Annotated in this window: 28 protein-coding genes; 10 read left to right on the forward strand and 18 right to left on the reverse strand. The window is 71.3% G+C overall.

Annotated features, from left to right (window positions below; genetic code table 11):
• Positions 1-140: 140 nt before the first annotated feature.
• Positions 141-1,292 (reverse strand): glycerate kinase, encoded by a 1,152-nt coding sequence (locus AB0F40_RS20140; RefSeq protein ID WP_357471565.1) that lies wholly within the window; start codon positions 1,290-1,292, stop codon positions 141-143.
• A gap of 26 nt (positions 1,293-1,318) precedes the next feature.
• Positions 1,319-2,437 (reverse strand): alanine dehydrogenase, encoded by a 1,119-nt coding sequence (ald, locus tag AB0F40_RS20145; protein WP_357471567.1) that lies wholly within the window; start codon positions 2,435-2,437, stop codon positions 1,319-1,321.
• An 86-nt stretch (positions 2,438-2,523) separates the two neighbouring features.
• Here ald and AB0F40_RS20150 point away from each other — a divergent pair, with 86 nt between their 5' ends.
• Positions 2,524-3,423, forward strand: a complete 900-nt coding sequence (locus AB0F40_RS20150; protein WP_357471569.1) for a LysR substrate-binding domain-containing protein — start codon at positions 2,524-2,526, stop codon at positions 3,421-3,423.
• 76 nt (positions 3,424-3,499) lie between these two features.
• On the opposite strand, the gene AB0F40_RS20155 is transcribed toward AB0F40_RS20150, so the two are convergent.
• Positions 3,500-3,967 (reverse strand): MarR family transcriptional regulator, encoded by a 468-nt coding sequence (locus AB0F40_RS20155; RefSeq protein ID WP_357471669.1) that lies wholly within the window; start codon positions 3,965-3,967, stop codon positions 3,500-3,502.
• 136 nt (positions 3,968-4,103) lie between these two features.
• Positions 4,104-4,865: an isoprenyl transferase gene (locus tag AB0F40_RS20160; RefSeq protein ID WP_253872114.1), complete on the reverse strand. Its 762-nt coding sequence runs from the start codon at positions 4,863-4,865 to the stop codon at positions 4,104-4,106.
• A gap of 408 nt (positions 4,866-5,273) precedes the next feature.
• On the opposite strand from AB0F40_RS20160, the gene AB0F40_RS20165 reads away from it, so the two are divergent.
• Positions 5,274-5,957 carry a hemolysin III family protein gene (locus AB0F40_RS20165; protein WP_357471672.1) on the forward strand — a complete coding sequence of 228 codons (684 nt, stop codon included), beginning with the start codon at positions 5,274-5,276 and terminating at the stop codon, positions 5,955-5,957.
• 33 nt (positions 5,958-5,990) lie between these two features.
• Here AB0F40_RS20165 and AB0F40_RS20170 read toward each other — a convergent pair whose 3' ends face one another.
• The 4 genes from AB0F40_RS20170 to mca all read right to left on the reverse strand — a co-directional run bounded on the left by AB0F40_RS20170 (position 5,991) and on the right by mca (position 9,291).
• The gene (locus AB0F40_RS20170) at positions 5,991-7,091 is read right to left on the reverse strand and encodes a nucleoside hydrolase (protein WP_357471572.1); all 1,101 of its coding nucleotides are present in this window, start codon (positions 7,089-7,091) and stop codon (positions 5,991-5,993) included.
• A gap of 85 nt (positions 7,092-7,176) precedes the next feature.
• Positions 7,177-8,013, reverse strand: coding sequence for a carbon-nitrogen hydrolase family protein (locus AB0F40_RS20175; protein ID WP_357471575.1), 837 nt, complete (start codon positions 8,011-8,013; stop codon positions 7,177-7,179).
• On the reverse strand, positions 8,006-8,407 hold the full coding sequence (locus tag AB0F40_RS20180) for a hypothetical protein (protein WP_357471578.1): 402 nt from the start codon (positions 8,405-8,407) through the stop codon (positions 8,006-8,008). Before AB0F40_RS20180 ends, AB0F40_RS20175 begins: the two co-directional genes overlap by 8 nt.
• A complete protein-coding gene (mca, locus tag AB0F40_RS20185) occupies positions 8,404-9,291 on the reverse strand; it encodes a mycothiol conjugate amidase Mca (protein WP_357471675.1) in 888 nt (295 codons plus the stop codon). The genes AB0F40_RS20180 and mca overlap by 4 nt, the downstream gene beginning before the upstream one ends.
• Positions 9,292-9,448: 157 nt before the next feature.
• Between mca and AB0F40_RS20190 the strand changes: the two genes are divergently transcribed.
• Both AB0F40_RS20190 and greA read left to right on the forward strand, forming a co-directional pair.
• A complete protein-coding gene (locus AB0F40_RS20190) occupies positions 9,449-9,958 on the forward strand; it encodes a DUF4307 domain-containing protein (protein ID WP_357471582.1) in 510 nt (169 codons plus the stop codon).
• A 205-nt stretch (positions 9,959-10,163) separates the two neighbouring features.
• Positions 10,164-10,646 carry a transcription elongation factor GreA gene (greA, locus tag AB0F40_RS20195; protein WP_253872106.1) on the forward strand — a complete coding sequence of 161 codons (483 nt, stop codon included), beginning with the start codon at positions 10,164-10,166 and terminating at the stop codon, positions 10,644-10,646.
• A gap of 132 nt (positions 10,647-10,778) precedes the next feature.
• Here greA and AB0F40_RS20200 read toward each other — a convergent pair whose 3' ends face one another.
• From AB0F40_RS20200 to AB0F40_RS20215, 4 genes are all read right to left on the reverse strand, one after another.
• Positions 10,779-12,164, reverse strand: coding sequence for a sigma-70 family RNA polymerase sigma factor (locus AB0F40_RS20200; protein WP_357471585.1), 1,386 nt, complete (start codon positions 12,162-12,164; stop codon positions 10,779-10,781).
• The gene (locus AB0F40_RS20205) at positions 12,161-12,514 is read right to left on the reverse strand and encodes a YciI family protein (RefSeq protein WP_357471588.1); all 354 of its coding nucleotides are present in this window, start codon (positions 12,512-12,514) and stop codon (positions 12,161-12,163) included. The genes AB0F40_RS20200 and AB0F40_RS20205 overlap by 4 nt, the downstream gene beginning before the upstream one ends.
• 108 nt (positions 12,515-12,622) lie before the next feature.
• Positions 12,623-13,882 (reverse strand): threonine ammonia-lyase, encoded by a 1,260-nt coding sequence (gene ilvA / locus AB0F40_RS20210; RefSeq protein ID WP_357471591.1) that lies wholly within the window; start codon positions 13,880-13,882, stop codon positions 12,623-12,625.
• A gap of 29 nt (positions 13,883-13,911) precedes the next feature.
• On the reverse strand, positions 13,912-15,180 hold the full coding sequence (locus AB0F40_RS20215) for an AI-2E family transporter (RefSeq protein ID WP_357471594.1): 1,269 nt from the start codon (positions 15,178-15,180) through the stop codon (positions 13,912-13,914).
• Positions 15,181-15,384: 204 nt separating this feature from the next.
• Between AB0F40_RS20215 and AB0F40_RS20220 the strand changes: the two genes are divergently transcribed.
• The 4 genes from AB0F40_RS20220 (at position 15,385) to AB0F40_RS20235 (ending at position 18,934) form a co-directional block, all read left to right on the forward strand.
• Positions 15,385-17,733: a M6 family metalloprotease domain-containing protein gene (locus AB0F40_RS20220; RefSeq protein WP_357471597.1), complete on the forward strand. Its 2,349-nt coding sequence runs from the start codon at positions 15,385-15,387 to the stop codon at positions 17,731-17,733.
• A 114-nt stretch (positions 17,734-17,847) separates the two neighbouring features.
• Positions 17,848-17,982, forward strand: coding sequence for a hypothetical protein (locus AB0F40_RS20225; protein ID WP_357471600.1), 135 nt, complete (start codon positions 17,848-17,850; stop codon positions 17,980-17,982).
• Positions 17,983-18,056: 74 nt separating this feature from the next.
• On the forward strand, positions 18,057-18,389 hold the full coding sequence (locus tag AB0F40_RS20230; RefSeq protein ID WP_357471603.1) for a hypothetical protein: 333 nt from the start codon (positions 18,057-18,059) through the stop codon (positions 18,387-18,389).
• Positions 18,386-18,934, forward strand: a complete 549-nt coding sequence (locus AB0F40_RS20235; protein ID WP_357471606.1) for a TlpA disulfide reductase family protein — start codon at positions 18,386-18,388, stop codon at positions 18,932-18,934. Before AB0F40_RS20230 ends, AB0F40_RS20235 begins: the two co-directional genes overlap by 4 nt.
• A gap of 40 nt (positions 18,935-18,974) precedes the next feature.
• On the opposite strand, the gene AB0F40_RS20240 is transcribed toward AB0F40_RS20235, so the two are convergent.
• The 5 genes from AB0F40_RS20240 to AB0F40_RS20260 form a co-directional block, all read right to left on the reverse strand.
• A complete protein-coding gene (locus AB0F40_RS20240) occupies positions 18,975-19,460 on the reverse strand; it encodes a helix-turn-helix domain-containing protein (protein ID WP_357471609.1) in 486 nt (161 codons plus the stop codon).
• Positions 19,461-19,550: 90 nt separating this feature from the next.
• Positions 19,551-20,150, reverse strand: a complete 600-nt coding sequence (locus AB0F40_RS20245) for a YdeI/OmpD-associated family protein (protein ID WP_357471612.1) — start codon at positions 20,148-20,150, stop codon at positions 19,551-19,553.
• 37 nt (positions 20,151-20,187) lie between these two features.
• On the reverse strand, positions 20,188-20,643 hold the full coding sequence (locus AB0F40_RS20250) for a PIN domain-containing protein (protein ID WP_357471615.1): 456 nt from the start codon (positions 20,641-20,643) through the stop codon (positions 20,188-20,190).
• Entirely contained in the window at positions 20,640-20,855 is a 216-nt protein-coding gene (locus AB0F40_RS20255) for a hypothetical protein (protein WP_357471618.1), read from the reverse strand. Before AB0F40_RS20255 ends, AB0F40_RS20250 begins: the two co-directional genes overlap by 4 nt.
• A 51-nt stretch (positions 20,856-20,906) precedes the next feature.
• Positions 20,907-21,671, reverse strand: coding sequence for a metallophosphoesterase family protein (locus AB0F40_RS20260; protein ID WP_357471621.1), 765 nt, complete (start codon positions 21,669-21,671; stop codon positions 20,907-20,909).
• A gap of 145 nt (positions 21,672-21,816) precedes the next feature.
• Between AB0F40_RS20260 and msrA the strand changes: the two genes are divergently transcribed.
• Positions 21,817-22,506 (forward strand): peptide-methionine (S)-S-oxide reductase MsrA, encoded by a 690-nt coding sequence (gene msrA / locus AB0F40_RS20265; RefSeq protein ID WP_357471624.1) that lies wholly within the window; start codon positions 21,817-21,819, stop codon positions 22,504-22,506.
• Positions 22,507-22,598: 92 nt separating this feature from the next.
• Here the strand turns inward: msrA and AB0F40_RS20270 are convergent, their stop codons facing one another.
• Entirely contained in the window at positions 22,599-23,585 is a 987-nt protein-coding gene (locus AB0F40_RS20270; protein WP_357471628.1) for a hypothetical protein, read from the reverse strand.
• A gap of 268 nt (positions 23,586-23,853) precedes the next feature.
• Here AB0F40_RS20270 and AB0F40_RS20275 point away from each other — a divergent pair, with 268 nt between their 5' ends.
• Entirely contained in the window at positions 23,854-24,456 is a 603-nt protein-coding gene (locus tag AB0F40_RS20275) for a pentapeptide repeat-containing protein (protein ID WP_357471631.1), read from the forward strand.
• The last annotated feature ends 25 nt before the right edge of the window (positions 24,457-24,481 follow it).

Here is a 24,481-nt window from a genome sequence, read left to right on the forward strand (position 1 = left end):
CGGCGGCCACATCCAGACCGAACGTCCGGGTCGCCAGCTGGCCCACCGGGGCCATGATTACCGGGAACGCCACGTAGACCGGTATGACCCGGGCGTGCCGACCTCGGTGCAAAGTGACGACCTCGACGGGGCCGCCCACATCAGTGGCGGGCAGCGCCGACCAGGCTCGTCACAGCCGCCGCCAGGTCACGCAGGCGCGGCGCGGTGCGTGCGATCAGGTCGTCCAGCTCGACCGGTCCGGGGGCTATCGAGAACGCCGCGGCGATACCAGCGGCACGCGCCTGCGCCTCCGGGAGCAGCACCTGACCGGCCACCACCACGACCGGCGGCCGGGTGGGCGATGCCGCGGCGAGCTGCGCGACGCCGTCGGCCACCTTGCCGTTGACCGACTGGGAGTCGAAGGATCCCTCTCCCGTGATCACCAGGTCGGCGTCGGCGAGCGCGGCGGGCAGGCCGACCGCTTCGGCGACGAGCACGGCGCCCGGGGTGGTCTCGGCGCCGAGCACGGCGATCAGCCCGGCGGGGACACCGCCGGCAGCGCCGGCCCCGGGTACGTCGGCGACCGCGGCGCCCGTCTCCCGCTCGAGCACGTCCGACCAGTGCCGCAGCGCGTCGTCGAGGAACTCCGCCGCACCGTCGCGCGCACCCTTCTGGGGCCCGAACACGTGCGCGGCGCCGTGCTCGCCCACCAGCGGGTTGGTGACGTCGACGGCGAGACGCCAGCGCACCTCGCGCGCCCGCGGGTGCAGCCCGGACAGGTCGAGGGCCGCCACGGAGGCGAGCCCTTCGCCGCCGTCGGGCACCTGTTCGCCGGCCGCGTCGAGGAGGCGGGCACCCAGCCCGGTCAGGATGCCGGAGCCGCCGTCCGTGGAGGCGGAGCCGCCCAGGCAGACCAGGATCTCGGCGACCCCCGCGTCGAGTGCGGCGCGGGCGACGTCGCCGGTGCCGCGGGTGCTCGCGTGCAACGGCTGCAGCGGCGCGTCGGACACGCCTGGCAGGCCGCTGGCCTCGGCGAGCTCGACGACGGCGGTACGCCCGTCGGGCGACACCGCCCACCGGGCCGTCGTCGGCCGGCCGATCGCGTCCACCGTCTCTGTGATCAGCGCCGCAGCGCCCCAGACGGCGAGCAGGGCGTCGAGGGTGCCCTCGCCGCCGTCGGCCATGGGCAGTCGGGTCACGACGGCGTCCGGGGCGGCGTCCAGCACGCCGTCGGCGACGGCGGACGCGACCTCGGCAGCAGACAGACTGCCCTTGAACGAGTCGGGACAGACAACGATGTGCAGCGGCTCCACGCGCTGATCGTAGGCTGTCGGAGGCGTCAGGCCGCCAGGATTTCGGCCACTGGAACGGCGTCCTCCCCGAACGCCTTGGCCACGGCGCCGTTGGTGATCCGCCCGGCGTGCGTGCTCAGGCCGTGCGCGAGGGCCACGTCGGCACGCAGCGCGTCCCGCCAGCCCCGCTCCGCGATCGCGGCGATGTACGGCAGGGTCGCGGCGGTCAGCGCCCTCGTCGCGGTCACCGGCACGGCACCGGGCATGTTCGCGACGCAGTAGAAGTGGGTGTCGTGGACGGTGTAGGTCGCCGCGTCGTGCGTGGTGGGGTGCGAGTGCTCGAAGCAGCCGCCCTGGTCGATGGCGATGTCGACGAGCAGGGCACCCGGCTTCATGGCCTTGACCATGGAGTCGGTGACGAGCTTGGGCGCCGCGGCACCAGGGATCAGGACCGATCCGATGACCAGGTCCGCGGAACCCACCTGCTCCGCCACCTCGTACGCCGTCGACGCACGCGTGCTGACGGCTCCCCCGAACCGCACCTCGAGCTGACGCAGCCGAGGGATGGAGACGTCCAGGATGGTGACGTCGGCGCCCATGCCGAGGGCGTTGGCCGCCGCGTGCTCGCCGGCCACGCCGCCGCCGATCACGACGACCTTCGCCTTCGGGGTGCCGGGCACCCCGCCCATCAGGACGCCGGCGCCGCCCTGTGGCCGCATGAGGTGGTAGGCCCCGACCTGGGCGGACAGCCGCCCTGCCACCTCGCTCATGGGGCTGAGCAGCGGGAGCGAGCGGTCCGCGAGCTGGACCGTCTCGTACGCGATGGCGGTGGTGCCCGCCGCGAGCAGTGCCTCGGTGCACGGGGCGGACGCTGCGAGGTGGAGGTAGGTGAAGAGGGTCAGGTCGGGCCGCATCAGCGGGTACTCGGGCTCGATCGGCTCCTTGACCTTGATCAGCAGGTCGGCCGACGCCCAGACCTCCTCGCCCGTGTCGGCGATGCGCGCACCGGCGAGCCGGTACGCGTCGTCGTCGAAGCCGGACCCCTGCCCCGCGCCGGCCTGCACCAGCACACCGTGGCCGCGACGGACCAGCTCGTGGGTGCCGGCGGGCGTGAGCGCGACCCGGTTCTCGTTGTTCTTGATCTCCGAAGGTACGCCGACGTTCATGACGTGACGGTAATCACGTCGCGGTGTGCGGGTCCAGGCGCCATTCCCGAATAGAATGTTCGGCAGTTCTGCACAAAGATGGGGGCATGCTCAACCCCTGGCGACTACGCCTCCTGCATCAGCTGCACCTGCTCGGCACGGTGCGCGCCGTGGCAGAGGCGGCCCACATGAGCCCGTCGAGCGTGTCCCAGCAGCTCGCCACGCTGGAGACCGAGGCGAAGGCACAGCTCTTCGAGCGGGTCGGCCGTCGCATCCGGCTGACGCCCTCCGGCATCACGCTCGCGGGTCATGCCTCCGACATCCTCGACCGGATAGCGGCCGCGGAGGCCGACCTCGCGGGGCTGCACTCCGAGGCCACCGGTGTGGTGCGGCTGGCCGCGTTCACCAGCGCGTTCCACGGCATAGTCGTACCCGCCGTGGCTGCCCTCGCCCAGGAGCACCCTCGTATCCAGGTGGAGCTCACCGAGGCAGAACCGCTGGTCAGCCGCCCTGCGCTGCAACGCGGTGAGGTGGACGTCGCCGTCTGCGCCGACTTTCCTGACGCACCTGTCCCGCCCGACGCCGACGTCGCGCGCCTCCCCCTGACGGGCGACCGCGTCGTGCTCGTGACGGCGCGCCAGACTGCGACCGGCGAGCGCACGGGACGCGTCGACCTGGCCACGCTCGCGGACGAGCCGTGGGCCTTCGAGCACCCCGGGGCCCACCTCGCCGACCTCGCCGAACGCCTCTGCCGTCGCGCGGGCTTCACACCGCGGACCGTTGCCAGGTTCGAGAGCCACGGCACGCTGCTCGGCCACGTCGAGGCCGGGCTGTCGGTCACGCTGCTACCGCTGCTCGCCGTCCACGACCGGTACGCCGTGCGCACGCTGGACCTCATCGACCCGCCGCGCCGCGACATCCACCTCATCGCGCGCCGCACCACGATGGACCGGGCGGCCGTGCGGGTGGTGGTGGACGCACTGCGCCACCAGGCGCGATCCGTCTGAACGGCCGTCTTCGCAGGTCAGCCGGGTTATGACCCGGCAGCGGCCGGTCGATCGGACCGCAGACTCCGGTGCTCGGTCAGAAGTCGTCGATGTCCGGCTGGGCCGCCCGCAGCGCCTCTGTCAGCTCACGCAGCCGATGCAGGTCCTCCGCGTCCATCGCCGGTGTCACGTAGTGCGCGATCGACCGCACGTGTCGCCGGCCGAGCTCCTTCTGGGTAGCGGCCCCCTCCTCCGTGAGGCTCACCAGAACCCCTCGGCCGTCGTCCGGCGAGGGGTGCCTGTGCACCAGGCCGCGCTTCTCGAGCCGCTCCACCATGCGCGACAGGGAGGACTGGGCCATCAGGATGTTCTCGTTGAGCTCGCGCAGGCGCAGCGTCTCCCCCGGCGCGAGGGAGAGCGTGAACAGCACGTCGTACTCGCGCATGCTGAGATCGCCCCAGATGTCGTCCGCCAGGAGCCGACGCATCACCGTCACCTGGGCGCGGAACAGCGACTCCCATGCTTCGGCGGCCTCGCGAGCCGACGGCACACCTCGCTCGGTCATCAGCGCGCCCTCCTCGTCATCCACGGCACGCTACCCGACTGAACTTTCACTCACCTACCTGCACGTGTGGTGGCGAATTTCACCATGTCGAATATCCACGACAAGGGCGTCGTGACCGCCCGCCGACGACGCGGCGTCACCGTCCGAGGCGGCGTTCCCGGAGCGAGAAGTCGCGCAGCGCGCGCAGGAAGTCCACGCGCCGGAACGCCGGCCAGTACGCCTCGCAGAAGTAGAACTCGGTGTGCTGGCTCTGCCACATGAGGAACCCGCCGATGCGCTGCTCGCCGGAGGTCCGGATGACCAGCTCCGGGTCGGGCTGCCCTTTGGTGTACAGGTGCTCGGCGATGTGCTCGACGTCGATCGACTCGGCGAGGTCCGCGAGCGTGGCCCCGTCCTTCGCGCGCTCGGTGAGGTACGAGCGGACGGCGTCGGCGATCTCGGTGCGCCCTCCGTACCCGATCGCGACGTTGACCTGCAGGCCTTTGACGCCCGCCGTCCGGTCCGCGGCCGAGCGCAGGGCGCCGGCCAGGCGCGCCGGGAGCAGGTCGAGCCGCCCGATGACGCGCAGACGCCAGCGCCCGGACTCGGCGAGGTCCGACACGGCGTCCTCGATGATGTCGAGGAGGTTGCTGAGCTCACCGGCCGACCGGCTCAGGTTGTCGGTGGACAACATCCACAGCGTGACGACCTCGATGCCCAGCGACTCGGCCCAGCCCAGGAACTCGGTGATCTTGTCGGCGCCGCGGCGGTGACCCGTCGTCGCGGTCTCTCCGAAGGAGCGCGCCCAGCGGCGATTGCCGTCGAGCATCACACCGATGTGCCGGGGCAGCGTCGCGCCGTGCAGCGCCGACGCCAGGCGTCGCTCGTAGAGGCGGTACAGCGGGCTGGGCAGGCGCACGGATTCCTCAGTGGGTCGGGCCAGTGGGAGCCGCGAGGCGCGGTCCGCACGGCAGCTCTTGCGCCGGGTCGAGTACCCGGCAGGACGTGGACAAAGGTACTCCCCGAACACAGGGGTTCCCACGCGCAGGGCCCCTCCTCGGGCACCCCGGCAGGCGACTCCCGCCAACCCAGCGCAGGATCTTCACAAGGCCCTTGTCCAGCAGCCCGACGCCTAACCTACGCTGAAGTAACTTACGCAACCGTAGGTTGCTTCCCGGGATCAGGAAGGCGCCAGTTGCCGAACACAGAGGAGAGCAGCGTGCGAGCTCACACCCCCGAGCCGGACGACTCGGCCGGCAGCTCGAACGAGGCTGCGGACCAGCACACCGGCAAGCTCGACGAGGTGCGCGACAAGGCCACCGACGTCGTGCAGGTCATCTCCACCTCGGTGTCCTCCACCGTCGAGAAGGTCGAACGGAACATCAAGCCGCGCCTGCGCGGCTGGATCCACGCGGGTACGTTCCCGCTGGCGCTCGCGGCGAGCATCGTGCTGATCGCGCTCGCCCCGACCGTGCCAGGCAAGGTCTCCGCGTCGGTGTTCGGGCTGAGCGCCTGCCTCCTGTTCGGCGTGTCCGCGGTGTACCACCGCGGCAACTGGTCACCCCGGACCGACGCCGTGCTCCGGCGCCTCGACCACACCAACATCTTTCTGATCATCGCGGGGACCTACACGCCGCTCGCGGTGCTGCTCCTGCCCCGGGACCAGGGGACGGTGCTGCTCTGGCTGGTCTGGAGCGGTGCGCTGCTCGGGCTGCTGGCGCGCGTCTTCTGGCTGAACGCGCCCCGCTGGGTCTACGTGCCGGTCTACCTCGCGCTCGGCTGGGTCGCCGTCGCCTACATGGGCCAGTTCTGGGCCACCGGCGGCCCCGCGATCGTCTGGCTCATCCTGGCGGGCGGCCTCGCCTACACGATCGGCGCGATCGTCTACGGCACCAAGCGGCCCGACCCGAGCCCTACCTGGTTCGGCTTCCACGAGATCTTCCACGTGTTCACCGTGATCGGGTTCCTGTGCCACCTGGTCGCGATCTACCTCGCCAACCTCGCGATCTGACCGGAGCCGACCGCCGGGTGCTCTCGCCCTGCGTCACTCTCCGTTCAGACCCGCGACGAACAGGTCCTCGAACAGCGCACCGTCCGCCCCGGTGCTCACGTGCTGCGGCGTCCCGCCGGGTACCGCGAGGGTGCGGCCGGCCGACGGCCCGTCCAGCACGACGTCGACCGGGCGCACGCAATAGCTCACGCCTCGGCCGGTCACGAGCGACACCGCCGCCAGCGTGTCCCACCAGTACATGATCCCCTGGTCGATCAGCTCGGGCAGGCCGGGCTGCGTCACGATGGCATGCACGGTGCGCGCCTCGTACGTCGCTGCCTCGGCCCCCAGCCGGTCCACGAAGGCGGGAGTGATCGGCGCGTGGTTGGTGGCGTCGAGCGCGACGATGCGCACCCGGGCACGTGGCACCGCCGCGAACACGTGGTCGGCCGCGGCCGGGTCGATCCACATGTTGACCTCCTGGGTGTTGTCGAACCCCTCTGTGGTCGAGCCGAACAGGTTGCCGCCGACGTCGAACGCCCCGCCCATGACGACCACGCGGCCCAGGTGCTCCCTGACCGTCCGCCGGCTCATCCGGTCCAGCGCAGCGGACAGGTTGCTCAGCGGCCCGGTGGTCAGCACGGTCACCGGGGTCCGCGCGGCACGGACGCTGCTGGCGATGAGCTCGGCCGCCGACATCTCTCCTGGCCGGTCCGGGACCCCCGCGTCGCCCAGGGCGCCGGTCAGCACCTGTTCGAACAGCTCGCGCGCCTCTGGCGGCGGCTCGTTGACCCACTCCGCCGAGCCCTCGGCGACGGGCACGTCCGGCAGGCCGCACCTCGTCAGGATCGTCCGCGCGTGCGTCAGCGAGCGCCCCGGCGTACCCACCCCGTTGTTCACCACCGTGACGGCGCGCAGGTCGATCAGCCCGCGCTTGTCGGCCTGGCAGAGGTACAGGAGCGTCGCGGCGTCGTCGAAGTCCAGGTCGGAGTCGTAGACGACGGGCAAGGGGCCGTCGTCCGGTCGCCCGCCCGCCTGCCCGTCCGGTCGCCCGACGGCGGAGGCCGCCGTCATCGTGGCGCCCGCCAGGCCGACGGCGAGCGCCGCTGACGTGAGAGCCCGCACGCTCGACGAGAATCTCCGGACGCCCACCATGACGCTCTCCTTCCGCTGCCGGTCGGAGCCATCGTGCTTGCCGGTCGGCCGGGTGGGAACGACATTCGCCGCTGCCCGAAGGCGGTCAGGCCTGGGAGGGCACGACGGTGTAGCGACGGTTGGCGAGCGACGGGTTGGTCCTGCGGACCGCGGCGAGCGCAGCGGGGTCCACCTCGACGGTGCGAAAGGCCTGCTCGTCGCCCAGCTCCAGCCCGATAACACCGTCCGGTCCTGCCAGGAGCGTGCGCCCCGTGACTCTCTCGCCCGTCATCCCGACGCCGAGGACCACAGCGGTGTTCTCGATCGCCCGCGCCTGGAGCAGCGTGCGCCAGTGCTCGGCCTTGAGCGGGCCGGCGACCCAGGCGGCGGGGTACACCAGCACGTCGGCTCCGGCGTCGACCACGCGGCGGGCCGACTCGGGGAACCGCAGGTCGTAGCAGGTCAGCACCCCGAAGTTGAGCCCGCCCAGCTGGAGCGTGACCGGCTCGGCGTCGGCGGGACCCGGTTCGAGCCGGTCGGACTCCCGGTACCCGAACGCGTCGTACAGGTGCACCTTGCGGTAGGCGCCGGCGATCTCGCCGGCGCCGTCGACGACGACGAGCGCGTTCACGGCGCGGACCCCGTCGGTGCCCGGCAGCGTGACGCCGGCGATCACGGCGATCCCGTGCTCGCGTGACCTGGCCCGCAGCAGCGTGACGAACGGGCCGTCGAGGGGCTCGGCGTGCTCGGGCCCCACGCCGTGCGGGTCGTAGGCGGACGCGTACTCCGGCAGCACCAGGAGGTCGGCCTCGGCCCGCACTGCCACCTCGAAGGCGTCGACCGCGGTCTGGCGGTTGGCCGCGTGGTCGGCGGTGACGGCCACCTGGGCGACCGTCACGCGCACGACGCCGGCGGTGGTACCCGGCGCTGCCCGGTCAGTCACCCGACCCGCCACCGCTGCTGCTGGACGGGCTGCCTGCGTCGGAGGGTGAGGCGCTCGCGTCGGACGTGCCGGTGGCCTTCGAACCCGGTGCGGCACCGGAGTCCGCCGCACCGGAGTCCGGCGCGGCGTCGCTGCCCGCGCGGCGGAAGGTGATGACCTCTGGCTCGGGGACCGGGAGGCCCTGCTCGCGGGCGTTGTGACCGACCTTGCGCAGGTGCTTGCTCAGGTTCAGGAACAGGGCGACGCACGCGAGCGCCAGCGCGAAGGTGGCGATGAAGCCGATGAGTCCCGGCGAGACCTGCCACTCCTCAAGCCCCGGGCGAAGCGTGCCCTCGGTGGGGTTCGGTGAGGGGTCCGTCGCGAGGGCCAGCGCGCCGGCGACGAGCCGGCTCATGCGGGAACCTCCGCCCGGACACCCTCGAAGAGGTCCTCCTCGTACTCCCCCGCGGCGCGCTCGGGCAGCGGCACACGGGTCTCCGCGAGCTCGTACTCGTCCCACGGCCACACGTCGATCTCGAGGTCGCGCGGCACCGCGAAGAAGAAGCCCGTCGGGTCGATCTGTGAGGCGTGCGCCCTCAGTGCGGCGTCCCGGTTCGAGAAGTAGTCGGCGACGGGGACCAGAGTGGTCACCTGACGCTCCGGGATCTCGCGCGCGTCACGTGACTCGACCCAGTCGCCGAAGGGCGACTCGAGCCCCGCTCCCTCCATGGCCTCGTGCACGGCGCGGATGCGCTTCATCGAGAACCCGTGGTTGTAGTAGAGCTTGAGCGGCTCCCACGGCTCGCCCGTGCCCGGGTAGCGGTCGGGGTCACCGGCGGCGGCGAACGCCTCGTACGACACCTCGTGGCACTTGATGTGGTCGGGGTGCGGGTAGCCGCCCGACGGGTCGTAGGTCGTGATGACGTGCGGCCGGAACTCGCGCACTGCCTGCACCAGCGGTGCGGCCGCCTCTTCCAGCGGGACCAGCGCGAAGCAGCCCTCGGGGAGCGGGGGCAGGGGGTCGCCCTCCGGCAGGCCCGAGTCCACGAAGCCCAGCCACTGCTGGCGGACGCCCATCGCGGCGGCGGCCTGAGCCATCTCCAGCCGGCGCACCGCGCGGCGGCCCTCGATCGAGTCGAACTCGTGACCCTCCGGCACCTCGAACGTGGGGTTCAGCACATCGCCCCGCTCGCCCCCCGTGCACGTCACGATGAGGACCTCCACCCCCTCTGCGGCGTAGCGGGCCGTCGTCGCGGCTCCCTTGCTCGACTCGTCGTCCGGGTGCGCGTGCACCGCCATCAGACGGAGCGGCTCGCGCTCGGGTACGGACACTGGGTCCTCCTGTGTGGGATGAGGCTGTGTGGGATGACTACTGGGACAATCACTCACATGGACCATGATGGTCCAGGGACAATCTTGCTACGAACCACTGACACCTCGATCCAAGCGAGCCGTGATGACCGACCCAGACCCCGCCGCCCCGACCGGCACGGCGCCCGCGCAGGCACCGGACCTGGCCGAGCGCTATGGCCGGACGAAGCCTCGACCGCGGCAGGCAGCTGCGCTGCCTGGTGAGGCGGACCCGTGGGACGAGTCCGACGGCGTCCGTCCCCGGCCGAAGCTGACGGTGGGGGCCCGGATCGCGGTCACCCTTGCACTGGCAGCCGGTGTGGCCATCGCCGCATGGTTCACGATCGTCGACACCCAGCGTGACCCCGTGACCTTCACCGACGTCGGGTTCTCGGTGACGAGCGCCGAAGCGGTGGAGGTGACGTTCGACGTGAGCATGCCACCGGGTACCGAGGCCGTGTGCACGGTGACCGCGCTCAGCCAGAGCTTCGCGGAGGTGGGCGCCGTCGACGTCGAGGTGGGCCCGGACGCCGCGCGCACCGCGCGACACACGGTGACCATCGCCACGACGGAGCTCGCGACCACAGGCGTCGTCGACAACTGTGACATGCGCTGACAGGGAGCGAGCCGAACGTGCACGGCCGTCCGCTCAGAGCGGAACCCGGGACACTTTCGGCATGTCTTTCCCAGGGATTGGTATTCTGGTCGTTTCACACGCTGTGTTGACCGGCTGACGCGCGTGCCCGATCCGCTCCGTCGGTCGGGTTTTGCGCGCGGCCGTAACTGTGGCTCGATCGAGCAACGACGAAAGGAGAGCCCCCGTGGCCGACGCTTCTGTCACCTGGCTCACCCAGGAGGCGCACGACAAGCTCAAGGCTGAGCTGGAGCATCTCTCCGGCCCCTATCGGGCGGAGATCACCGAGCGCATCGCGGCCGCCCGCGACGAGGGCGATCTCAAGGAGAACGGCGGCTACCACGCCGCGCGCGAGGAGCAGGGCAAGAACGAGCTGCGCATCCTCGAGCTCACCGAGAAGCTGCGTAACGTCCAGGTCGGCACCCCCGCGGACGACGGCAAGGTCGAGCCCGGAATGGTCGTGACCGCCGTGGTCGCGGGCGACGAGATGAGCTTCCTGTTCGGCTCGCGCGAGATGGCGGGTTCCACGGAGCTCGACGTCTACTCGCCGACGTCGCCGCTCGGCGCTGCGATCGACGGCAAGTCGATCGGCGCGAAGACGAGCTACCAGGCCCCCAATGGGCGCGACATCCCCGTGGAGATCACGGGAGCGAAGCCCTTCCAGGGCTGAGCCGTAGGTGAAGCGCAGGGTGCGGGCCGAGGAACGAGGCACGCGCCCGAAGCGGAACCGCAGGCTCAGCCCTTACCCATAGAGCCTGAGCCTGAGCCGCAGGCTCAACCCCAGCGCAGACCGACGGGCCTGTCAGATGCTCGGTTCACTCCGGTGAGCTGAACGTCCGACGGGCCTGTCGGCGTTCCCTGGCCCGTCCGCGGACGCCAGGTCGGCGAGCCGCCGCCCGAGGAACCTCCGGTCCCCCTCCCTGTCCACCTGGCTGAGTGCCCGCCGGTACTCCGCCCCTGCCTCGACGGGCCGGCCGGCACGCCGCAGCAGGTCGGCCCGCATCGCCGGGAGCAGGTGGTAGGCCGCCAGCGCCGGAGCTGACGCCAGCTCGTCGAGCTCGGCCAGACCGGCAGCGGGTCCCCGGGACATCCCCACCGCCACCGCACGGTTGAGTGCCACCACCGGCGAGTGCGTCATGCCCACCAGGACGGTGTAGAGGGCCTCGATCTCGACCCAGTCCGTCCGGTCCGCCGACGCCGCCCGCGCGTGCAGCGCCGCGATCGCCGCCTGCACCTGGTACGGCCCGGGGCACCGCTCGGAGAGCGCGTCGTCGAGCACCGCCAGGCCCTCGGCGATCTCGTCGTGCCGCCAGAGCGTCCGGTCCTGTTCTTCGAGCGTGCGCGGCACCGCCTCCGGCCCGGCTCCCAGGCGGGCCCGCCGCCGCGCGTGCTGGAGCAGCAGCAGGGCGAGCAGCCCGCTCGCCTCCGGTTCATCGGGCAGCAGCCGCGCGACGAGCCGGGCGACGCGCAGCGCATCGTCCGCCAGGGCACGCCGGACCGCGGCCCCCGCGACGCCGTCGGCGGGCTCCGCCCACGCGTCGTAACCCTCGGTGAACAGCACGTACAGCACCGCCAGCACTGCCGAGACCCGCTCGTGCAGCAGCTCCGGCGGCGGCACCCGGAACGCGATCCCGGTGCTGCGGATCTTGCGCTTGGCCCGGGTCAGGCGCTGGGCCATCGTGGTCTCCGGCACCAGGAAGGCCCGCGCGACCTGCGCCGTCGTCATCCCGGTGAGCGACCGGAGCGTGAGTGCCACCCGACCGTCCAGCGGCAGGGCGGGGTGGCAGCAGGTGAAGACGAGGCGCAGCAGGTCGCCGTCAGGATCGTTCGACTCCACGGCGGCCCACCCTGCGCCGTCGGCCGCGCCCCCGTCCACGGTCTCGACCGCCGGATCACCTGCAGCCGAGCCGAGCCGCTCGGTGAGCCGCGCCGCCACCGCGACCTTCTCCGCCTCGACCTTGCGACGCCGCAGCCGGTCCAGCGCGCGGTTACGGGCCGTGGTGGTGAGCCAGGCTCCGGCACGCGCCGGGACGCCGTCCCGCTCCCAGGTGCGCAGGGCGACCGCGAACGCCTCCTGGGCGCAGTCCTCCGCGAGATCGAGGTCGCCGGTGCTGCGGGCCACGGCCGCGAGCACCCGGCCCCACTCGTCGCGGAAGGCCGCCGTGACGGCCCGCCCGACGTCGGTCACCCCTCGCTGCCGCTGTCGAGGCCGAGCGGCCAGAACGGGCGCAGCTCGACGGCGCCGGTGTGCGCCATCGGGTGGGCGGCGGCGATCCGGATGGCCTCGTCGAGGTCGGGCGCCTCGAGGATGTCGAAGCCCGCGATCACCTCTTTGGTCTCGGTGAACGGGCCGTCGGTGACCACGACCTCGCCGGTGCGGACCTGCACGCCCACGGCGTCGGCCGGCGGGCGCAACCGGTCGCCCATGATCGCGCGGCCCGACCCGTAGGTGTCCCGCACCCAGGTCTCGATGTCGGGCACGTCGGCCGGGTCGGCCGGGGCGTCGGGCGTGGCCAGGACCAGCATGAGATAGCGCATGGTGTGCTCCCTTCCGGGGAGGTCCCCGGTGTCATGGTTCCGCGACCGGAGCGGCCGCGTCACTCGGACGACGAACGGGAGGGCGCGTGCACGACACCCGCACGACACTCAGTTCGCGACGACCTCGTAGCCCTCGGACTCCAGACGTTCCACGACGGCGGCCCGGTGCCCGGTCCCCTTGGTCTCGAGCTGCAGGTTGACCCGGACCTCGGACACGGCGAGCGAGACGTCGGTGCGCGTGTGGTCGACGGCCACGATGTTGGCGCCGGCCGCGGCGATCGTCTCCACCAGCCGGGCGAGGGCGCCCGGCTTGTCCATCAGCCGTACCTGCAGCTTCAGGTAGCGCCCGGCCGCTACGAGACCGTGCTGGACCACGCGGAGCAGCACCAGCGGGTCGATGTTGCCGCCCGACAGGACGGCGACGACCGGCCCCTTGAACACGCCGGGGCCCGCGGCCATGATGCCGGCTACCCCGGCGGCACCGGCCGGCTCGACCATCAGCTTGGAGCGCTCCAGCACCGCGAGCAGCGCGCGCGAGAGCTGGTCCTCGGTGACGGTCCGGACCTCGACGCCCTCCTTCTGGACGATCCCGAACGGCACGTCGCCCGGCAGCCCCACGGCGATGCCGTCGGCCATCGTGGAGCCGAGCGTGCCCGGCAGCGGCTTGCCCGCCTTCAGCGAGCCCGGGTAGGCGGCCGCGGACGCCGCCTGCACACCCACGACCTTCACGTGCGGTGCCACCTCGGCGAGCACTGCCGCGATCCCGGCCACGAGCCCGCCGCCACCCAGCGGCACGACGACGGTGGCGACGTCGGGCACCTGTTCCAGGATCTCCAGGGCGACGGTGCCCTGGCCCGCCACGACGTCCACATGGTCGAACGGGTGGATGAGCACCCGGCCGGAGCGAGCCGACTCGACGCGGGCCGCGGCGAGCGCCTCGTCCACGGACGAGCCCACCATCCGCACCTCCGCACCGTAGCCGCGGGTCGCCGCGACCTTGGGGAGCGCGGCGTCGACCGGCATGTAGACGACGGTGTCGATGCCAAGCATTCCCGCGGCGACCGCGACGCCCTGCGCGTGGTTGCCCGCGGAAGCGGCGACGATGCCGCGTTCGCGTTCAGCGGGCGACAGACGTGCTAGGCGCACGTACGCGCCCCGCACCTTGAACGAGCCGGCGCGCTGCAAGTTCTCGCACTTGAGCAGCACCTTCGTACCGGCGATGGTGGAGAGCGCGCGGCTCTCGGTGATCGGTGTCCGGGTGATGACACCGTTGAGCAGGTCGGCGGCGGCGCGGGCGTCGTCGGCGGTCACCGTGAGGTGGCCGCCGTAGGACTCCAGGTCGAACGGATCCAAGGGCACAGCGGGCATGTTGCCCGACTACGCCGCCAGATGCACGTTCAGCGCGTCGGATCGCCCTCCGGCGCGTCGCGATCCTCGTCGACGCCGACGTCCGTGACGGCCGTCTCGGCCACCACACCGGGCGTGCGGCGCAGCCGCAGCGGGATGGGTGGCGCGTCTGCAGCGCGCCACCGGATCGGCAGCGCGTCCTCGTCCCCCAGCTCCGGGAACTTGTCGTGCCCGTTGAGGTAGAGGATCACCGTGTTCAGCACGGCCGCGAGCGGCACGGCGAACAGGGCACCGACGATGCCCGCCGCGTACGAACCCGCGGCCACGGCGAGGATCACGGCCACCGGGTGCAGCGAGACGGCGTGCCCCATGAGGAACGGCTGCAGCGCGTGCGACTCGATCTGCTGCACCAGCAGCACCACGCCGAGCATGATGAGGGCGGCCACCCAGCCGTTCGAGACGAGCACCACGACCACCGCGATGGCGCCGGTGGCGATCGCACCGACCACCGGCACGAAGGAACCGACGAACACCAGGATGCCGATCGGCAGGGCGAGCGTCGGGACGAAGAACACCGCACCGATCCCGATGCCGACCGCGTCCACGGCGGCGACCAGGATCTGCGTGCGGGTGTACGCGGCCAGAGTGACGGCGCCGCGCCGGCCGGCCTGGTTGACGCGTTCCCGGGAGGACATCGGGAGCAGGCCGACGATCCAGGTCCAGATCCCACGCGGGTCGTGCAGGAAGAAGAACGTGCAGAACAGCGCGATGAGGGCCCCGACGAGCACGCTTCCCGCGGTCGCGGCGGCACCGAGGGCACCACTCACGATGGCGCCCTGCTGCGCCTCGAGCTGGGCGAGGATGTCCTGGCTGTAGCTGTTCAGCTGGTCCTCCAGCCCGAACGTCGCCGAGAGCTGTGCCCAGAGCTCCTCGAAGCCGCTGATCGCCTGCGCCGTCAGGTCGGCGAACCCGTTGGCTATCGACTGCCCCGCCAGGGTGACCAGGCCCGCCACCACCACGATCAGGCCGACCAGGGAGAGCCCGGCGGACAGCCCGCGCGGCAGGCGCAGCCGCTCGTTCAGCACCCGGCGCACCGGGGTCAGCATGATCGTGAGCAGCAGGGCCACCGCCACCGGGATGACTATCGTCTTCAGCAGCGTGAGAAGCCAGAGCGCGGCCGCGATGAACGCGCCGATGAGGAGTATGCGCCACGACCAGGACGCGGCCGCCCGGATGGCTGGCGGGACGGCGCCGGACTCGTCGGTGGGCGGCGCGGTGGCCTGGGTCGACGTCACGCTGGTCTCCTCGGTCTGCGACACGGATAACACCCTAGGGGAGCACACGGGCGCCCTGCCGGCCTGCTCACGCGCCGCACGAAAGGTGCACCGTGCGCGCACGGATCCGACAGATGTCGGAACGAACACCCGACACCTGACCGATGACGTGGCGGGTGCGGGCCCGTAGCCTCACGGCACGGCCCGTCGTGGGTCGGGTCCCGGACGATCCCGGAGGGCGGCACCCGCATGAGGCTCCGATCAGGCACACGACCGACACCAGGCCCCAGGACCGCTGGGCGGGCGGCTGCCGTCGCCGCCGCAGCGGCGCTCGCCGTCCCGCTCACGCTCCCCCTCGTGGGGACGACGTCGACTGCCGAGGTGACCACACCGACGTCGGACGGCCCGGTCGCGGCGGCCGACCCGCAGGACTGGACCGACCAGGCCGAGATGACGTGGGACGACTACGCCCCCGTGCGGCCGGCGGAGTGGGACTCCGCGGACACCTCCGAGGGCAGTGACGTGCAGTACCGCACGGCGGTGATCCTGCTGGAGTTCTCCGACCAGCCGTTCCTCATCACGCAGGACCCGCTGACGCACCCGTTCGGCAACCCGGTCAGCGGGTTCCAGCCGGTGGCCGCCGGCGACGTGAACCAGTGGTTCTACGACTACTACGCCACGCCGAACGAGTACAACGGCGGGCAGACCCTGCACGGGTACTGGATGGAGGACAGCCACGGCCGGATCGGCGTCGACGTGGAGGTCTTCGGCCCGTACACGCTGCCGGGCAAGCTGCACGAGTACGGCTACGACCGGTTCAACCAGCCGGTCGAGGAGTTCTGCCCGCAGGGAGACGAGTGCGGCAAGGACATCCGCGAGGCCGGGTTCGCGGCCTGGCACGAGGACATGGGCGGTTGCGAGGAACAGCTCTGCGGCTTCGACAACGGCTTCTGGGTGACCTCCGGGCACGACGAGACGTCCACGTGGGAAGAGTTCGGACAGATGATGTTCGAGTCCCCCGAGGACGTCCCGGACGAGCTGGGACCGCCGCGCGCGGAGAACGGCGAGGCGCCTCTCAACCAGAACGGTGACCCCATGCCGAACTGGGCGGCCACCCGGTACGTGGACTGGACGTCCTGGCAGTCGGCGGCGAACCACTGGCCCAACGCGGGCGGCGGCACCTCCACCCAGGCGGAGAGCTCCGGCCTCGGCGTGTTCGCGCACGAGTTCAGCCACCTGCGCGGCCTGCCGGACAACTACAACAACCCGTTCGCCGACAACACCCGTAACTACACCGGCTACTGGGAGATGATGAGCCGCGGCTCGTTCAACGGCCCGGGCGGAACCCATAACCGGTGGCAGATCCCGAACGCCGGCGGCTCCGCGCTCGGGCCGCACCACATGCTCCACTACAAGCAGGACCTCGGCGTGCTCACCGACGACGACCAGGTGCTGCTGACCCGGTCCCAGCTCGCCGAGCAGGGTCCGGCCGTCGCCACCCTCAAGGCCCGTTCCTCGGTGCCTGAGTCGCGCGGCGGGAGCAGCGGCAAGGTCGGCCTCGAGGTGACGCTCGACGGCGGGTACACCGCAGGCCAGTGCGCGGCGGACACGCCGGAGGACCCGGACTTCTGGTGCCCGGACGGAACTGGCTGGACCGACTACACGATGGAGGTCGTGGACCGGGTGGGCAACGACTCGTTCACCGCCGGCCACGGCGTGCTCCTGGCACAGAACCAGCCACGGGGCACCCCGCGCGAGTGGCTGGTCGACGCCAACCCCGAGAACATCGACCGCATCGACTACTACCGCCCGGACGGCACCCCGGTGCCCGTGGTGCGCGGCGATCCCCGGCAGCTCGACGACGGCACCTTCCATGCCGGCACCGAGTCCGGCAGCTCGTACGAGTACGTAGACGAGCCCAACAACGTGCACCTGTACGTGCTGGACGCGTCACGCGCCGCCGACGGCGAGCTGACCTACGACGTCGCCGCGCGGAACCTGGACGCCTCCGGCCCGGCTCGGCGGGGTGTCCGGCTCGGCCGGCCCGAGCAGCACCCGGTCGGTGACGGCACCACGCTGGTCAACGTGCCGCTGCGGAACACCGGCGAGGCCGGCGAAGGGGCCTTCGACTCGGACGTGTACCGGGTCTCGGCCTCTGTCAGAGGACGCGGCTGGGACGTCTCCCTCCCGTACGAGGTCACGGCCGTCGAGGCGGGCGACACGCTGCCCGTGTCGGCGTACGCGACGGCGTCGGACGACGGCGCGGCGCGGACGGCGCTCCTGACCCTCACGGTGACGAGCGAGTCCGACCCGAGCGTCGCGCGGACGTTACGCGTACCGCTGCGGGCCAAGGCGCCGACGGCGCGGTCGCTGTCCACCCTCGTGGCGGACTACCGGGACCGCGGTGTGCTCACCGACGACGAGGCCCGGCGTCTCGAGGCGCACCTGCGGGCACCTTCCGGGGCAGGTGGCGGCTCGGCGGACGCGGCGCTCGCACGGTTCGCCCAGGACGCAGAGGGCCTGGCCGACGTCGGGCAGCGCAACCTGGCCGCCGCCGCGCTCTCCGCGGCGGCCGGCGACCTGCGGGACGCCGGGTGACGCTGCGCCCCGACGGCGCCGGGTTCGGCCCGTTGCTGACCCCGGACTCCGAGATCGGTCCGTTGCTGACCCCGGACGCTGAGATCGGTCGGTTGCCTCGAGATCGGTCCATTGATGGACCGATCTCGAGACAAGGGACCGATCTCACGGGGCAGGCTGGGCAACCAGCCGATCTCGCTCGTCGAGCTGGCCGGATCCCGCGGGATCGGGCGGCTCGCCCTCGCGGACGCACGTCCGCTGCCGGCGTAGGGCTCGCGGGGTTGCTGGCGGGATGCCTGGCGGCGTGCTCCGGTGGGGCCGCGAGCGCCCAGGACACCCAGGCGGTGCGTCTCGTCGTCCCGGACGCGAACATCCGCGAGCCGGCCGATCCGTGCTCGGGCGCGCGCGCCTTCCGGTACGCGCACCCGGAGGCGGCGTTCGAGGTGCTGGCGGACGGCGCGGTACTCGCCGCCGGTGCGCTCCCGGAAGGGCGGGCCGAGAAGGCGTTCTCGATCGACCTGGGCTCGGACCGGCAGCCAACGGTGTGCGTCATGTCGCTCGATGTTCCCGCGTCGGTCGACCTGTCGGACGCCGAGCTCATGATCGGCGAGCACGGCCCCGTGCCGATCGAGCCGAACCCGGCCCTCGACGACGTCCCCGAGGCGGTGCTGCGGTGAGGGCCGCCCTCAGGGGCCTCGTGGCCGTCGGCCTCGTCGTGGCCTCCGTCGCCGGGTGCTCCGAGCCGACCCGCGGCCGCATGCCGGGGCCTGTGCCGTCCGGCGTGGAGTTTCGTCCAGCGCCCGACGACGCGCCTCCGGCGCCCCTGCTCACCCTGGAGCTGCCGGACGGCACGACCCTCGACCTGGCCGAGCAGTGGAGCGAGCGGCCGGTGGTCCTCGTGTTCTTCGAGACCTGGTGCACGCGCTGCGAGGCCCAGCAGGAACCGATCAACGACGTGGTCGAGGAGTACGAGGACACGGTCCTGTTCGTCGGCGTCGCGCACCAGTCCGAGCCCGCCGAGGTCGCTGCGTACGTCGAGGACAACGACATCACCTACCCCGTGGCCGTGGACCCGAGCGGCGACGCGACGCTCAGGTACGCCGTCGCCGAGCCGCCGCTCGTTGCCCTGGTCGGCAAGGACGGCAGCCTGCTGCGCGGCTGGCCGGAGGGCGTGACAGGCGACGAGCTCAGCACGGCCATCGCCGACCTGGCCGTGCGCTGAGCCACCCGCCGCTGGTCGACCCTGTCGAGGCCCCGCCGCCTCAGGTCCCGGCCAGTCGGCCCCTGATCCGAGCGACCTTGAGCGCCAGGTGCAGCGCAAGGCGCTCCGTACCGTTCTTGAGGTCGGTGCCGGCGAGCAGCTCGACGCGCTGCAGTCGGTAGTACAGCGACGTGCGATGCAGGTGCAGCGCCTCCGCCGTCGCCTGCGCGCTGCCTGCGAGCTCGAGGTACGTCTCCAGCGTGCGCAGCAACGGGGCGGCCTCCGGAAGGTCGAGGAGAGCCTCCAGGCCGGGGTGCACCGGGACGCCGTCGGCGGCGATGCGCGCGGCCACCGCTGTGAGCGGATCGACGACGTCGGCCGGGGGAGGCTCCACGGCGTGCTCAGGACGGGGCTCCGGACCAGCCCCGAACCCGCCGCCCGGGTCGGCCGTCGCACGCCTCACATCAGGCAGGGTCTCCGGGATGGTGGGGACGAACGTGACCCGCACGTTCCCCGCGTCGAGCCGCAGTACGACCTCGCTGTCCACGACCCTCCCCGTGTCGACGTTGCCTGGGGACTCTATTTGACGTTTCTCGTGAATCTCAAGGTTGGTTCCTGGTCAATTCGTGGGCAATTCTCAGGATTCCAGTTGTCGCCTCTGCGGGTGCACCGTCTCACCGCGCTCCAGCATGCTGACGAACTTGGCGATGTTCCGTGCGCGGGTCTCCGGCTTCTTGACACCCGTGATCCTGAACAGGATCGCGTACCGGTTCTGTGCGGTGAGGATCCCGAACATCGCTGTCGCACGCGGGCTGGCCGCGAGCGCCTCGGCCAGGTCGGGCGGCACCACGATGTTCTTGCTGCCCTCGTACGCGGCATCCCAGCGGCCGTCCGCCTTGGCCTTGTCGACCTCTTCCTGGCCACGTGGCCGCATGCGTCCCTCTTCGGTCAGCCGGCCCACGATCCCGACGTTCCGTGCCGACCAGCGGCTGCGTGACCTGCGTGGGCAGTACCGCTGCAGCGCGGTCGCGTCATCGCGGCCCAGCGCTTGTGCGTCGATCCAGCCGCTGCAGAGCGCCTCCTCCAGGGCGGAGTCGCGCGTCAGGCTCGTCGGGGCGTCCTTGCCCTTCTTCGCGAGAATCAACCAGACGCCGTTCGAGGTCGCCTCGTTCTCATCGAGCCAGTCGCGCCAGGCGGCGGTGTCGGCGAGCAGGAGCTCAGGATCAGTGTCAGCCATGGACAGGACGCTACGCCGAGCCACCGACATCGACGGCTCAGTCCGACTCCGCGTCCGCTGGCAGGATCGCAAAGTGGCCGTGGCCGCTGAGCGGCTGCACTACCCGGTAGTCCTGATCAGTTGCCACAACGAGGTTCGTGCCCAGCGAACCGGCTACGACGACATTCATCGCATCCGCAAGGTCCAGCGAGCCAGGCTTACGACGCTTTCGCTCCATCTTGCCCTCGTACTTCTTGATGAGTGCCCTGGCGGTCCCGTAGTCCTCAGGGCGCGGGTCGGCCACGTCGAAGAAACTGTCAGTGACGTTCTCAAGAAAGTCGCTCGCCGCAAGATGCTCACCTGCCGCGCTGAGCAGGTAGTGAACCTCGGCGATGACCAGCGGAGTGACGATCGCGGTCCTGGCCGATTCAAGAGTCTCTCGAAACTGATCGTGCTGCGGCTCCCCCGGGTCCATCGCGGCGACGATCCCCCCGGTATCGGCGATGACGATCACTCGCCAAAGCCGTCCATGAGTTCATCGACGCGCCGAGTCAGACCGTGCTGCCGCAGGCGACCTTTCATCTTCGGACGGGTACGCAGATGGTCGTGGATCACCTGATCGATTCCTTCGCGAATCAGATCCGCCTGGGATCGCCCCGTGAGCTCTCCGATACGTTCGAGGTTGGCCTTGCGACGCTCGTCGAGGTAGATACTGGTCTTCATCATGCCCTACATCATGCCCTACGTGATGTAGGGCATCAAGGGCTGGCTCTGACCTCATGTCCGGCCGTCCCGCGGCCCGAACGCCCGCAGGGCGTCGGCGTCGCTGTTCGCCGACGTGACGTACTCCCGTGCCCACTCCTCCGCTCCGGGATAGGTGCTCCCGGTGGCGACGGCGGCCACTGCCGCTGAGACGTCGACGGGCGTGTGCCGCAGCTCGACCTGCCCGTCGCGCAACAGCGCCCAGGAGCCGCCCGCGCGGCCGTACGGCATGCCGACGCTGCCAGGATTGACGCACAGGCGCCGGTCGACGAGCCGCACGAACGGCATGTGGGTATGCCCCAGCACGACGGTCTCCACCGCGGCGTCGAGCCCGCCGAGCACCTCGGCCCAGCGCTCGAGGGAGGAGTCGACGAGCACCACCTCCTCGTCGTCGCGCGGGGTGGCGTGGCAGAACACGACGCGGCCGAACCCGCGCACCGTCAGCTCGGCCGGGTACGGCAGGCCGGCGAGCAGCGCGACGTCGTCGGGCCGTAGCTGGGCCGCGGCCCATGGCGCGACCGGATCGGGGATGGCGGTGCGTCCGCCGCGTGCGAGGGCGACCAGCTCGCGGTCCGCGTTCCCACGGACCAGAAGGGCTCGCTCCCCCAGGGACCGCAGGCGGTCCAGCACCGCGACGGGCTGGGGTCCGGCGGCGTGATCGCCGGTGACGACTACCCGGTCGGCGGCGACCACGTCGGGCTCCGCGAGCACCGCCTCCAGGACGGGGAGCACCCCATGGACGTCCGACAGGACCGCGACCGCACCGACCTCTGAGCTCATGGGACGACGATGGCCCGTGGGGCACCGAGCCGCCAGCGGATCTGCCGACAGCAGCGCTGTGGACTGGCCGCGGAACACCACCGCACCGCGGTGTGTTGCGATGATGAAAGCGCTACCCGCGCAAGTAGACGTAAGGAAGTGTCCGATGACGTTCTTGAACTCCCTCTTCGGCCCGGGCTCCGGTTCCACGAAGACCACGATGATCGCGCCGGAGGACGCCCTGCGGGGCCGGTCCGCGCCGGTGCTGCAGGCGCCGCGCCCGCACACGGTGCTCGGCTCGTCGATCACGGGCCCGTGGGAGCCCGGTACGCGCGTGCTGTACCTGGCGATGGGCTGTTTCTGGGGCGCCGAGGAGATCTACTGGCAGGTCCCCGGCGTGGTGAGCACCGCCGTCGGCTACATGGGTGGCACCACGCCCAACCCGACGTACGAGGAGGTCTGCAGCGCGCGGACCGGTCACACGGAGACCGCGCTCGTCGCGTACGACCCGGAGAAGGTCACCGAGGCAGAGCTGCTCAAGATCTTCTGGGAGCGGCACGACCCGACTCAGGGCTTCCGCCAGGGCAACGACGTGGGCACGCAGTACCGCTCGGCGATCTACTGGACGACGCCGGAGCAGGCCGAGGCCGCCAAGGAGACCGCAGCGCGGTACGCCGAGGTGCTCAGCGCCAAGGGCTACGACGCGATCACCACGGAGATCGCCCCGGCCGCCGAGGCCGGAACGTTCTACTACGCCGAGGACTACCACCAGCAGTACCTGTCCGACGCGAAGAACCCGAACGGCTACCGGTGCCACGCGACGACGGGCGTCCCGTATCCGGCGCCTGCCGCGTAGCAGCACGTAGATGCGCCCGGTGATCCATCGAACGGATCACCGGGCGCATGGCGTGTGCAGGACTCGCCGTCAGGCCGGTCCTGCGGTTCGGGTCAGCGACCCGTCGCGCGGCGTCGCGCGATGATCAGCGAGACACCTGCCGCGACGATGAGCAGGGCGGCCCCGCCCAGAACCGCCACGTCCCGTGGACCGGTGGCGGCCAGCTGCTCCGGCTGGTCCGCCCCAGGCTGCGCGGGCTGTTCCGCTCCCGGCTCGCACGACACCTCGTCGAACTTCACGTCGTACCATGCGACGTCAACATCCGACCAGGTCCAGCCCTTGGGGAACTTCTCTTCCTTCGCCCAGAAGTAGCTCCAGGAAAGCTTCGCGGACACGTCAAGGGTGGACTCGGGGTCGGACGCGCGGTCAGCCAGCTCGTAGGTGATCCCCTCACCATTCTCCGGCAGAGTGACCGTCGGCTCCGTCAGCTCACCGTCCACACACTCCGCCTGCGTCACCACGGGCAGTTCGGGCACCACCGGATCATTGTGCGGGGCACACGGCACATCCTCGAACTTCACCTCGTAGGTCCCCCCGTCCGCGGACACCGTCCACCCCTCCGGCACCTCTGCCGCCCAGGTGTAGCCCTCCTTCAGCGTTGCCCACACTTCCAGGTCGATAGGCACGAGGAACGGATTCGTGTACCAGTAGCCCTGGAAGTCGTAGGCGATGCCGTCGCTGTCCTTCGGGGCGCTGAGCCTCGGAGGGATGTACTTGTCGCCCTCGCACCTCGGCCAGGTGATCGCGGGTATCTCGGGCACGACCTCGATCAGCGTGTCGTCCGTGGCGGAGGGTTCCGGAGTCGCTTCAGGAGCCGATTCCGGGGTCGCATCCGGGGCGGGCGCTTCCGGGGCGGGCGCTTCCGGGGTCGCTTCCGGGGTCGCTTCCGGGGCGGGCGCTTCCGCGGTCTGGGCCGGACCCTCGGTATCGGCCGCGATCGCCGGCGTCGCGCCCAGGGCCCCGATGAGGCCGGTGAGGCCAAGTGTGAGGACGACACCAGTCGACTTCGCACCGATCAGCCTTCTCTTCTGTTCGAACATATCTCCTCATCACATCTCTGGGAATTGTCCGATAATCGACACCACTCAGGTGCAGTGAGTTCGAATCGGTGTGGTCTGGCACGCACTCGTGGAGACCCGACAGCAGTACCTCTCGATGCGCCTCCACGCCTACCATGACGCACCGCGAGCGGGTTTCGTTGGTGGTCTGCGAAGAACCCGAACGGCTACCGCTGCCACGCGACCATGGTCGTGCCCGTCCCGAGGCCGTCTGACCGCAACGTCAGTGGCTGGTCGTAGGGTCGGCCGCATGATCCGAATGCCAGCCACCGAGCGCTCCGTCACCAATGAGGACTGGTACGCCCGCGACCTGTCCGGCGAGGACCACCTGGCGACGCTGTTCGCCGACGTGGACATGACGGAGGCCTCGGGCACCGGCGCCACGTTCGACTCGTGCGTGTTCCGGGGCGTGCGCTTCAACAGCGCCCACCTCACGGAGCTCGCGTTCACCTCGTGCGTGTTCGACGGGTGCGTGTTCTTCGATACGAAGCTGGAGCGCTGCAAGCTGGTCGGCTCGCAGTTCGCCGACTGCCGGTTCGACCTGCTCAAGGTCGAGGGCGGCAACTGGTCCTTCACCGACCTGCACCGCGCGGCCATGGCCGGCGCGCAGTTCGACGGCGTCCGTTTCCGCGAGGCCGACCTGGCAGGGATCAAGGCGAACGGCGTCGTGCTGGTCGGCTGTGACCTGTCGGGCGCGGACCTCGAACAGGCTGACCTGACCAACGCCGACCTGCGCGGCAGCGACCTGTCGACGCTCGACCCGCTCTCGGCGAACCTCACAGGCGCGGTGGTCAGCGAAGCCCAGGCGATCCTGCTGGCCGAGACGCTCGGCCTCGTGGTCCGGCCGGACTGAGCGAGTACAGCGAGCCGTTGCGCCA

Source organism: Promicromonospora sp. NPDC023987 (assembly GCF_040639055.1).
Taxonomy (GTDB): domain Bacteria; phylum Actinomycetota; class Actinomycetes; order Actinomycetales; family Cellulomonadaceae; genus Promicromonospora.